The 10,719-nt window shown below is 72.8% G+C and carries 10 protein-coding genes; 3 read left to right on the forward strand and 7 right to left on the reverse strand.

Annotated elements, in window-relative coordinates; genetic code table 11:
• Positions 1-78: 78 nt before the first annotated feature.
• Both AC0693_RS22560 and AC0693_RS22565 read right to left on the reverse strand, forming a co-directional pair.
• Positions 79-1,629 (reverse strand): recombinase family protein, encoded by a 1,551-nt coding sequence (locus tag AC0693_RS22560; protein WP_478802684.1) that lies wholly within the window; start codon positions 1,627-1,629, stop codon positions 79-81.
• A gap of 62 nt (positions 1,630-1,691) precedes the next feature.
• Positions 1,692-2,543, reverse strand: a complete 852-nt coding sequence (locus tag AC0693_RS22565; protein WP_478802685.1) for an ATP-grasp domain-containing protein — start codon at positions 2,541-2,543, stop codon at positions 1,692-1,694.
• 31 nt (positions 2,544-2,574) lie between these two features.
• Here AC0693_RS22565 and AC0693_RS22570 point away from each other — a divergent pair, with 31 nt between their 5' ends.
• On the forward strand, positions 2,575-3,105 hold the full coding sequence (locus AC0693_RS22570) for an LURP-one-related/scramblase family protein (RefSeq protein WP_469331378.1): 531 nt from the start codon (positions 2,575-2,577) through the stop codon (positions 3,103-3,105).
• 116 nt (positions 3,106-3,221) lie between these two features.
• Here the strand turns inward: AC0693_RS22570 and AC0693_RS22575 are convergent, their stop codons facing one another.
• On the reverse strand, positions 3,222-4,037 hold the full coding sequence (locus tag AC0693_RS22575) for a carbon-nitrogen family hydrolase (protein WP_478802686.1): 816 nt from the start codon (positions 4,035-4,037) through the stop codon (positions 3,222-3,224).
• A 160-nt stretch (positions 4,038-4,197) separates the two neighbouring features.
• Here AC0693_RS22575 and AC0693_RS22580 point away from each other — a divergent pair, with 160 nt between their 5' ends.
• Positions 4,198-5,025: a maleylpyruvate isomerase family mycothiol-dependent enzyme gene (locus AC0693_RS22580; protein WP_469316021.1), complete on the forward strand. Its 828-nt coding sequence runs from the start codon at positions 4,198-4,200 to the stop codon at positions 5,023-5,025.
• 258 nt (positions 5,026-5,283) lie between these two features.
• Here AC0693_RS22580 and AC0693_RS22585 read toward each other — a convergent pair whose 3' ends face one another.
• On the reverse strand, positions 5,284-6,768 hold the full coding sequence (locus AC0693_RS22585) for an MFS transporter (RefSeq protein ID WP_478802687.1): 1,485 nt from the start codon (positions 6,766-6,768) through the stop codon (positions 5,284-5,286).
• Positions 6,765-7,424, reverse strand: a complete 660-nt coding sequence (locus AC0693_RS22590) for a GntR family transcriptional regulator (protein ID WP_478802688.1) — start codon at positions 7,422-7,424, stop codon at positions 6,765-6,767. Before AC0693_RS22590 ends, AC0693_RS22585 begins: the two co-directional genes overlap by 4 nt.
• Positions 7,425-7,572: 148 nt before the next feature.
• Between AC0693_RS22590 and AC0693_RS22595 the strand changes: the two genes are divergently transcribed.
• Positions 7,573-8,778 (forward strand): DUF418 domain-containing protein, encoded by a 1,206-nt coding sequence (locus AC0693_RS22595; RefSeq protein ID WP_478802689.1) that lies wholly within the window; start codon positions 7,573-7,575, stop codon positions 8,776-8,778.
• A 94-nt stretch (positions 8,779-8,872) separates the two neighbouring features.
• Here the strand turns inward: AC0693_RS22595 and AC0693_RS22600 are convergent, their stop codons facing one another.
• Positions 8,873-9,682, reverse strand: coding sequence for a hypothetical protein (locus tag AC0693_RS22600; protein ID WP_478802690.1), 810 nt, complete (start codon positions 9,680-9,682; stop codon positions 8,873-8,875).
• Between the two features lie 229 nt (positions 9,683-9,911).
• Entirely contained in the window at positions 9,912-10,676 is a 765-nt protein-coding gene (locus AC0693_RS22605; RefSeq protein ID WP_356402976.1) for a hypothetical protein, read from the reverse strand.
• Between the last annotated feature and the right edge of the window lie 43 nt (positions 10,677-10,719).

Genomic DNA, 10,719 nt, shown 5'->3' on the forward strand with positions numbered 1-10,719 from the left:
TGGGAACGGCGATCCCCCTCGTAGAGCACGCGGCGGCGCTCCCTGCGCACGGCTACGGTCTCGGCCACGCCGTGGTGTTCAGGCAAGAGTGTCGGTTCCCGCCGGCTGTGCCCAATGGATCTGGACGCGTTGCTCGGCGATGATGCGCCGCCCGCGCACACCCTTGCTCACCTCAACGCGGTCCATGGCGAGCGACAGCCGTTCGCGCCGGTCCTCGTTCGTCGCGTCCGTCCATGCCTGGCGCAGGGTGACGTCATCGAGCATGGGAGACACGTCCACGAGCGGCATGGGGAGCCTGTGGAGGTCGCCGCGGAGGCCGTCGATACGTCCCCTCAAGCGCTCTGAAAGCCGGTTGTAGCGTTCCACGGCTGCCGCGCCACTGAACTCACCGCGCACGTAGCGCGCATCCTCCAGATCGGCCAGGCGGCCTTCCTCGTCCTGGATCTCCGCGCTGAGCGCATCACGTTTCGCGAAGGTCTCCGGGTCCACACGGCGAACCCAGCGATCTGCGATCGCGACAAGCAGCGGATCGTCCGGTTCGAGCGCCGGGAGCTTCGTGAGGAACTGTTCGGTCACGTACTGGTCCACCGCCTCAGCCAGCGCTGACGCTCCGATGCACTGGTTGCCCGCGCGACGCGCCATGCACTGATAACTGCCGCCCACACGGTGCATCCGGCGACCGCAGCCAGGAACCGCACAGTAGACGAGTCCTGTGAGCAGCGCCGTCCCCTCGGGCTTCGGGCGCCGCTTTCCCGCGTGCACGAACGTTCTGGATTCCAATGTTCGGATGATCCGTTCGCGCTCTGTGACCGTGATGATCCCCACGCCGATCTCCACCGTGTCGCGTGTCTCGGGATCGCGGTACGGAAAGACCCTGCCCGTGTACTTCCGCTCGCCGTCGTCCGTCTCAACGGTCTCGGTCTCCGGCATCAGACCGGCGAAGGCCGGTGAACGCAGGAGTTGCATGATGCTGGCTGCATTCCACTGCCCGCCCCTGGGCGACAGGATCTCGTATTCGTTGAGGAGCCGGGCAATCTTGACCAACGATGTCCCGGCGAGCGCTTCATCCGCGATCAGGCGGGCGTAGACGGCATGCTCCGGGTCGTGGACAAGCTTTCTGGTCTTCGGGTCGATGAGCAGCCCATAGGGAGACTGTCCGCCGATCCACTGGCCCTTGCTACGGAGGTAGCGCTTGGCGTGGCCGACGGGCGCACCGAGGTTCTTCGATTCGGACCGGGCGAGGTCAGCGAGCATCGCGACAACCATGCGCGCCGAGTCGTTCGAGGTGTCCAGACCGTCCAGGACTGAGACGAGACGGCCGCCGGCGTTCTCGATGTCGTCCAGCACCTTGCCCACCTGGCCGATGCCCTTGCGGGAAAGACGGTCCAGTTTCCAGACGATCAGTGTGCCGACGACGCCCGCCGTGACTGCCACCAGCGCGGCATCGAAGCCCTTGCGCTCAACGGTCTTGTAGCCGGAGCGCCCTCTGTCTACGTGGACCTTGCGGACGGTCAGACCATTGCGTTCGGCCCAGGTACGGCAGTCGGCTTCCTGCCGTTCGATTGCGGTCTTGCCATCCCGGTCGAGGGACAGACGGAGGTACAGGTCACAGAACGCGTCTCGATGCACACACTCAGTGTGACTACGAGTTCGGTGTTCTGTTGTCTATTTTCAGAGATCGAGGAGTGCCATCAGCCCAGGAAGGACCGCAGGGAGGTCGTCAGGGCGTTCACGAAGGCGTCACGGACGGGCTCCGGGAGCAGGTCCAGGGACAGGTAGGGGTTCAGGTCCTCCAGCTCGACGAGGAGCAGGCCGCCGGAGGGCGCGCGGCAGGCGTCGACCCGCTGGATGCCGTGGGACAGGGTGTTCCAGGCGATGAAGGCGCGGGCGAAGTCCAGGTCGGCGGGGGTGGGGGCGTAGGGCTCCAGTTCCCAGCGGCGGGCCGGGTCCGGGGCGTACAGGGCGTACTGGAAGGCGTCGTCGACGAAGTAGAAGGACACCTCGTAGGCGAAGTCGATCCGCGGCTGGACCAGCAGCGCGCCCGCGGCGGCCGCTTCCCGCTCCCGCGCCGCCGCGAGGTGCGCGGCGGGGTCGGCGGTGAAGGCCAGGCCGATCGAGTCGGCGCCCTGGCGGGGTTTGACGGCGTACTCGGCCACCTGCGGCAGGAGGTGCAGGTCGGCGGGGTCGTCGACGGTGGGGATCACCGGGTACCCGGCGCGGGTGAGGTCCAGGAGGTACTGCTTGCCCGCCATGTCGGCGCGGCCGGTGAGCGGGTTGTAGACCCGGGCGCCGGTGGCGAGGGCGTGGGCGCGGAAGGCGTCGTAGGCCTCCTGGTGGTGCAGGACGGGCCCGCTGTTGCGGACGACCACCGCGTCGAAGGCCGGCAGCAGGGCGCGGGCGTCGAGCGGGTGGCACAGGGCGAGGGCGAAGTCCCGGCGCAGCCGCGAGGTGAGGAATATGTCCTCGTCGCCGTAGCGGCGGCCGCGCGCCGGGTACGCCAGGTCGGTCACGTAGAGCAGGTGCGGGGCGGGGAGCGGAGGCATGGCCGCAACCTATCGCGGGCAGCGATACGGCATGAAATACCTGGTTCGGGACAAAGTGCTGGCCATCGGGGACGACTACTGGGTCGAGGACGAGGCGGGCCGGCCCGCCTTCCTGGTCGACGGGAAGGCCCTGCGCGTCCGCGACACCCTGGAGCTGAAGGACCCGGACGGCCGGATCCTGATCACGCTGCGGGAGAAGATGTTCAGCTTCCGCGACGCGATGACCCTGGAGCGGGACGGGCGCCAGCTCGCCGTCATCCGCAAGAAGCGGTTCTCGCTGCTGCGCAACCACTACCGCGTGACGCTGTCCGAGGGGACCGAACTGGACGTCAGCGGGCGGATCCTGGACCGCGAGTTCAAGGTCGAGTACGAGGGCGAGCTGCTGTCGCTGATCTCCCGCCAGTGGTACCGGGTCCGCGAGACGTACGCCATGGACGTGGTCCGGGAGGAGACGGACGCGGCGCTGCTGCTGGCGGTGGCCGTGTGCGTGATCCGGATGGCCGAGAAGGAACGGGAGGAGCGGGACGAGGACCGGGACGAGGAGCGGGCGGAGGACGGGTGAGCTCCGACGGCGGCGCCCGGCGCTCACCCGCCGGCCCGGCCCCGCCGTCCGCCGCCCGCTGGTCCGCCGCCCGCCGCCCGCCGCCCGCCGCCCGCCGCCCGCGCGATGGTCCGTGCCTAGGAGACGGTCCAGGAGCCGGGTACGGCCGGGGGACGGATGCCCAGCATCCGGTCCTTGAGCGCCGGGAACTGCTCCCGGGTGGCGGGGACCTTCGCCGGGTCGAGGTCCACGGTCAGCACCTCCTCGCCCGGGCCCGCCTCGGCGATCACCTCGCCCCACGGGTCCACCACCAGGCTGTGCCCCGCCTGCTCGACCCCGGCGTGCGTACCGGCGGTGCAGCAGGCCAGGACGTACACCTGGTCCTCGACGGCGCGCGCCCGGTTCAGCAGGGTCCAGTGCGCGCGGCGGCGGGCGGGCCAACCCGCGGCCACCACCAGGGTCTGCGCTCCCGCGTCGACCAGGCCGCGGAAGAGTTCGGGGAAGCGCAGGTCGTAGCAGGTGGCGATGCCGAGGACGGTCTGCGGCAGGGTGACGGTGGTCAGGGAGTCGCCCGCCGACATCAGCACGGCCTCGCCCTGGTCGAAGCCGAAGCGGTGGATCTTGCGGTACGTGGCCGCCAGCTCGCCCCCGGGGGTCAGCACGAGGGCGGTGTTGTAGAGGGATCCGTCGCCCGAGCGCTCCACGACCGAGCCCGCGTGCAGCCAGACACCGGCGTCGCGCGCCGCCTTCGACATGACCTCGAAGGTGGGCCCGTCCAGCGGTTCGGCCTCCGTCTCGAACTGCTCGTACGAGAAGGCGCCGACACCCCACAGTTCGGGCAGCACGACCAGGTCGGAGCCGCTCTGTTCGCGGACGAGGTCCGCGACGCGGGCACGTCGGGAAACCGCCGAATCGCCCTCGTTCACCGCGATTTGGATCAGGGAGGCGCGCACACTACCACCGTTCTGGCGTTCAAGCCGTCAACTCGGGGCCTACGATCGTCACACGAAAGCACTGCCGGGGTGCTCACCGGCAGCGTAACTTTGACAGTGCCGCCGCCAGCCGGTCCCACCAGTCCACAACGCGCCACTGAACAGCACGCGAGGGGTCCCGTTGACCGTCCATCCCAGCCTTGAGCCCTATGTCGATGCGTGGACCCACTCCATCGAAGCGATATCCGAGCTGGTGCTCCCCCTGCCGGAGGCCGAGTGGAACCGGGCGACCCCGTGCCCCGGCTGGTCGGTCCGTGACGTCGTGTCACACATCATCGGCATCGAATGCGAGCAGCTCGGCGACCCGCGCCCCATCCACACCCTTCCGCGGGACCTGCGCCACGTGGTGGACGAGTTCACCCGGTACATGGAGGTGCAGGTGGACATCCGGCGCCACCACACCGCCCCCGAGATGACCTCGGAACTGGAGTACACCGTCATCCGGCGGATGCGGCAGCTGCGCAACGAGAAGCGGGATCCGGCCACCACGATGGTGCGCGGGCCGCTGGGCGAGCAGACGACGCTGGAGCATGCCCTGCGGCTGCGGGCCTTCGACGTGTGGATCCACGAGCAGGACCTGCGGACCGCCCTCGGGGTCCCGGGGAACTGGGACTCCCCCGGCGCGGCGGTGGCCCGGGACCTGCTGCTGGCGGGGCTCCCGAAGGTCGTCGCGAAGAAGGCGGGCGCCCCGGCGGGGTCGGCGGTGGTGCTGGACGTGCACGGCGCGCTGGAGTTCATGCGCACGGTCCGCGTCGACGCCGCGGGCCGCGGCACGATGCACAGCGCCCCGTCCCTGGGCCCGGCGGTGACCCTCACCATGGACTGGGAAACCTACGTCCCCCTGGCCGCCGGCCGCGGCCGCCGCCGCCCCCTCGCGGACCGCGTGAAGGTGGAGGGCGACCAGAACCTGGCGGAAGCGATCCTGTCCCACTTCGCGGTCACGCCGTAGCGAAGCCGCACCAAATTCACCCGGGCGGGCGCCCACCGCCCGCACCACACCCAGCCCCGGCGACGTTTGAGGCGCCGCCGGAGGCAGCCGGCGGCGCACCAGCCTGCACCACACCCAGCCCGCCACACGGTCAGGCGCCCGCCACCGGCACCAAACCCAGCCCCGCCGGCGTTTGAGGCGCCGCCGGAGGCATACGAGCCGCCCGGCGATCGAGGGCCACCCAAACACTCGCCGGGCGGCACGGCACGGACGGCCCGGTCAGGCCTCGGCCGTGGCCGAAGACCCGGAAACCGGAGCGGGCCCGGGCCCGGTAGCAGGTCCGGGCCCGGTGGCAGGTCCGGGCCCGGTGGCGGGCCCGGGCCCCGGAACCACCCCCGCCCCGGAACCAACGGCCCCGCAGCCACTGCGCCCCCGCTCAACCCCCAGCGCCCGCCCCCTCAACCGCAGGATCTGCGACACCCCGAGCACCTCCAGCACGAACACCGACGAGAACGCGATCCGGTAATCGTCCCCGGTGGCATCCAGCAGCACCCCCACCACCAGCAGCGTCGTCATCGAAGCGATGAACCCGCCCATGTTCGTGATCCCGGACGCCGTCCCCTGCCGCGCGGCCGGATTCGCCGGCCGGGCGAAGTCGAAGCCGATCATCGACGCGGGCCCGCACGTCCCCAGCACCACGCACAGCGCGACCAGCAGCCACATCGGCGCCCGCCCCGGATACACCAGCACCGCCGCCCACAGCAGCGCCGTCACCCCCACCGTGCCGAGCGCCAGCGGAATCCGCGCGGACTGCCGCCGCCCCACCAGCTGCCCGTAGACCAGCCCGAACCCCATGTTCGCGACCACGATCAGCGTCAGCAGCCCACCGGCGCCCCCGCGCGAGCGCCCCTGCGCCTCGACCAGGAACGGCATCCCCCACAGCAGCAGGAACACCATCGCCGGGAACTGCGTCGTGAAGTGCACCCACAGCCCGAGCCGGGTCCCGGGCTCGCGCCAGGATTCGGCGATCTGACGGCGTACGTAGCCCCCCTCGCCCCGCACTACCGGCGCCGGCGCGTGCCCCTCGGGGTGGTCGCGCAGGAACAGCACCAGCGGCACCAGGACCACCAGCCCCGCCACCGCGCTGCCCGCGAAGGCCGGCACCCAGCCCACCCCGTGCAGGACCGGCGCCAGCACCAGCGTGGAGACGAGGTTGCCCGCCATGCCGACCAGCCCGGCCAGCTGCGCCATCACCGGCGCCTGCCGGGCCGGGAACCACCGGGTGCCCAGCCGCAGGACCGAGATGAAGGTCATCGCGTCGCCGCAGCCCAGCAGGGCGCGCGCGGCGAGCGCGGTCCCGTAGGACGGGGAGAGCGCGAAGCCGACCTGTCCGGCGGTGAAGAGCACCGCGCCGAGCGTGAGCACCTTCTTGGTGCCGAGCCGGTCCACCATCAGGCCGACGGGTATCTGCATGCCCGCGTACACGAGCAGCTGGAGCAGCGAGAAGGTGGACAGCGCCGAGGCGCTGACGTGGAAGCGGGCCGCGGCGTCCAGGCCCGCGACGCCCAGGCTGGTGCGGAAGATGACGGCGACGAAGTAGACGGCGACGCCGATGGACCAGACGAAAACGGCCCGGCGGCCACCCGGCGGATCCTTCGGCGGGTGCGCCGGCTCGACGGCGGCGGGGACCGCGGGGAGGGCGGCCGCGGCGACGGCGTCGGGCGCGGGGGCGGGCACGGCCGAGGCCCCGGCGGGGCCGCTCATCGCGCGTCGCCCCGGACCAGGGCGGCGACCCGCCCGACGTGCCCGCGTACCGCCGCGGCCGCGCCGTCGGCGTCCCCGGCGCGCAGCGCGTCGAGGATCTCCGTGTGCTCGGCGAGGGTCTTCTCGATCCGTTCGGGGTGCGCGTGCAGCAGCCGGGCGCCCATCCGCAGCTGCCGGTCGCGCAGCTGGTCGTAGAGCCGGGAGAGGATCCGGTTGCCGGCGCTGCGCACGATCTCGGCATGGAAGCAGCGGTCGGCGGCGATCAGCGCGGAGAGGTCGCCGTCCGCGGCGTGCCGGCGCTGTTCCTCGATGAGGTCAGCGAGCCGCGCCAGCAGGGCGGGTGCGGCCGGGACGGCCCGTCGGACGGTGAACTCCTCGACCAGCAGCCGGGTTTCGACGACGTCCGCGATCTCCTGCGCGGAGACGGCCAGGACCAGTGCGCCCTTCTTCGGATAGAGCGTGATCAGCCCTTCCGTCTCCAGGCGCAGCAGCGCTTCGCGCACGGGGGTGCGCGACACCCCGACCGCGTCGGCGAGTTCGCCCTCGGTGAGCAGGGTCCCGCCTTCGTAGTGGCGGTCCAGCACGCCGTTCTTGACGTGCTGGTAGACCCGTTCGGCGGCCGTGGGCGCGAGGGTTACGGAGCTGGCTGATGGCATGTGCACAGCATAGATACAAGACAGGTGCAAGCGGCCGGTCGTCCGCGATGTGGACGACCGGCCGCACCCTCCGCTGCACCGAAGGATGTACGCCGGTCTCGTCCGGCCGCACGACGTGCCCCGCCCGGCCCGCCGGAACGCTGGAACCATGACCCACGACGCGCCGGTCGACACCCGGCTCCCCCCGACCCGGCTCCCGCTGCTCGACGTCCTGCGCGGGGCCGCGATCCTCGGCACGCTGATGACCAACGTGTGGATCTTCACCGCCCCCGGCTCGGAGGCGAGCGTCCTCCAGGGCGCCATGGTGGCCCCCGACCCGTTCTCCGAGCCGGGCGGCCCCTCGGTCGCCGGGATCGCCGAAGCTCTCTTCCGCTTCCTCGCGGACGGCAAGTTCCTGTCCCTGCTGACCGTCCTGTTCGGGGTCGGCCTGGCCATCCAGTACGAGTCCGCCGCCCGCCGCGGCGCGCCCTGGCCCGGCCGCTACGGGCGGCGGGCCGCCTTCCTCTTCCTGGAGGGCACCGTCCACTTCGTCCTGGTCTTCGCGTGGGACGTGCTGATGGGGTACGCCGTCACCGCGCTCCTCACCGCCTGGCTGCTGGCCCGCTCCGAGCGGGTGCGGCGCCGGGTGATGTGGGCCGCGGGCGCGGTGCACGTGGCGCTGATCTCGCTGGTCACCCTGGCCGCGCTGGGCCGCCCGGACGACGCCCCGGTGGAACCGGATCCCGCGCTCGTGGACCTGTACGCCCGAGGCGGCTGGGGCGACCAGATCGGCTACCGGCTCGGCCACGCCGCCGGGCTGCGCGTCGAGCCCGTCTTCACCTTCGGGCTGCTGGTCTTCCTCTTCCTCCTCGGGGTCCGGCTGTACCGCGCGGGGGCGTTCGCCCCGACCTCCGGCGGCCACCGGCTGCGGGTGCGGATGGCCCGCTGGGGCCTGGGCCTCGGGCTGCCGCTGGGCGCCGCGGCCGCGCTCGGGGGACCCGACTTCTTCGTCCTGGGCCGCTACGGCATCGCCCCGCTGATCGCGATCGGCTACCTGGGCCTCCTGGGCTGCGCCCTGGACCGGGCACGGCTGCCGCGGCCTCTGGTCGGCGGGCTCGCCTCGGTCGGCCGGACCGCCCTGTCCTGCTACGTCGGCCAGAACCTGCTCTGCGTCCTGCTCTGCTACGGGACCGGGCTGGGCCTCGCGCAGCGGCTGGGGGCCGGGCCCTGGTGGGTGATGGGCCTGTGGGCGGGCGTGAGCCTGCTCCTGGTCGCCGGGTCGGGGTGGTGGCTGCGCCGCTTCCCGCGCGGCCCGCTGGAGGCCGTACAGCACCGGGTGGTGGGCGGCCCGGCCGCGCTCACGGCGCCGCGGTGACCACGGCGTCCTCGACCGCCGCCACGACCCGTCGGCGGTCCGGTCCCCGGTGCTCCGCGGGACGGCGGAGGACACCGGGGACCCGGCCGGCGGGCTACTCGGTGGGCAGGGCGGGCAGGCCGGCCCCGGTCAGGAGCGCCGTGAGCAGGGCGAGCAGGGAGGACACGACGTCGGTGGACTTGCTCGTGGCGTCGGTCGAGCAGCCGCAGGGCCCCGAGGCCTTGAGCACTCCGTCGACGGCCTTCTTGAGGTTCTCCACGGCGGGCCCGACCGCGTCCACCGGACCGTCCTTCCCCGCCCCTGCTCTCGCGGCCCCCGGCAGGGCGGCGGGCAGCTTGGGCGCGGCGGCCGGAAGCTTCGGGGCATCCGCCGGAAGCTTCGGGGCGTCAGCGGGAAGCTTCGGGGCATCGGCGGGCAGCTTGGGCGCATCCGCGGGAAGCTTGTCCGCGGGAAGCTTCGGGGCGTCCGCCGGGAGCTTGGGCGCGTCAGCCGGAAGCTTCGGGGCGTCCGCCGGGGGCTTCGGGAGCTCGGCGGGAGGCTTCGGGGCGTCCGCCGGGGGCTTGGGGAGCTCGGCGGGAGGCTTCGGGGCGTCCGCCGGGGGCTTGGGCGCGTCAGCCGGGAGCTTCGGCAGCTTGGCGACGGCGTCGTCGACCGCCTTCTTCAGCTTGGCCGCGTCCGCCTCAGGGAGCTTGCCGTCGGGGGCCTTGAGCACGGCGCCGACCAGGTCGGTGACCGGAGTGATGACCCCGCCGACGGCGCCGAGGGACTGGACCTGCGCGAGCAGGGCGTCCGTCCCCGGAATGGCACCGGCAGCGGGGACCGCGGGCCGGGGCGCGGCCGGGGAGGCCGCTCCCGCGAGGCCGGGGGACACGGCCAGCAGGGAGGCACAGAGGACTGCGGGCACGGTGTATCGGGTGAAGCGGTGCAACGTTCTCTCCTGTCGGGGCGCGGTGACGGCATGGGACGTGCCGCCGCCACCCACTCACCGACACCCCGTCAGCTCCCGCAACCCGGAGCCCCGCGGCCCCCGCCGGGACACGCCGCGCAACTGGCGTACCCGCCTCCGTGACCAGCGGTGACGCCATCACCCTCGCGCTGTGCTGCACCCTCGTGAAGCCGCGCGGACCACCGCCTCAGGGAAGCCGCGGCCGGACCTCCGACCACGCGTCCACGGACGCGCCCAGCGGGTCCTGCGGCTCCAGGTGGGGCCGGGCCAGCGCCAGCCAGGGCAGCAGGTTCTTGATCCGGCGCAGATGCAGGATGCGGGCCTTGGGCAGGTCCCGCCAGGACCGGGCCTCGCGGGCCGCCTCCTCGGGGGTCAGGTCGATGAGCGCCAGCAGGTCCCGGCAGAGCGCCGCGGGGTCGCCACCGGGTCCGGGGCCGAACTGCTGGAGGAGGTAGCCGCGTACGGCCGCCTCCTCCGCGGCGGCCGCCAGCACGTCCTCCCCCGTCCAGGCCGCCTTGCGCCGGCTCGCGGTCACGGCCACCCGCCCCCAGCGCAGCCGCACCTCGTCCGGCAGCCAGTCGGCCTGTACGCGGCCCACGGCCAGGGTGCGCAGCTCCAGCGGGCGGGGCTCGTCCTCCAGCGGCGGATCGGTGGCCAGCCAGGCCTCCAGTTCACCGAGCGCGTGCCCGTCGGGCGGCACCGAGGTCAGCACCTGCCCCCGTGTGAGCAGGGCGACCACGGCCCCCGTCAGGTGCACCTTCGCCACGTTCCCCGCGGCGAAGAAGCCCACGGTGCGGCCGTAGCGCTCGATCCGCCGCAGCCCGAGCCGCAACTCCCCGGCCGCGTAGACCTGTCCGGCGCGCGCGACGCCCCCTATGCAGCGCACCACGCACACGCCGCCGGACACGTCCGCCTCTTCGACGGAGTACACCTGCAACTCGGCGATCGACACCCCGGCCCCCTTCCCCCGGCGGCACGCTACCGCGTCACCGCCC

The organism is Streptomyces sp. NPDC043876 (assembly GCF_056435825.1).

Coding starts and splice junctions, on each gene's coding strand:
- AC0693_RS22565 (WP_478802685.1), bottom strand. CDS start 2,543: ATGCCTCCGCTCCCCGCCCCGCACCTGCTCTACGTGACCGACCTGGCG.
- AC0693_RS22570 (WP_469331378.1), top strand. CDS start 2,575: ATGAAATACCTGGTTCGGGACAAAGTGCTGGCCATCGGGGACGACTAC.
- AC0693_RS22585 (WP_478802687.1), bottom strand. CDS start 6,768: ATGAGCGGCCCCGCCGGGGCCTCGGCCGTGCCCGCCCCCGCGCCCGAC.
- AC0693_RS22590 (WP_478802688.1), bottom strand. CDS start 7,424: ATGCCATCAGCCAGCTCCGTAACCCTCGCGCCCACGGCCGCCGAACGG.
- AC0693_RS22595 (WP_478802689.1), top strand. CDS start 7,573: ATGACCCACGACGCGCCGGTCGACACCCGGCTCCCCCCGACCCGGCTC.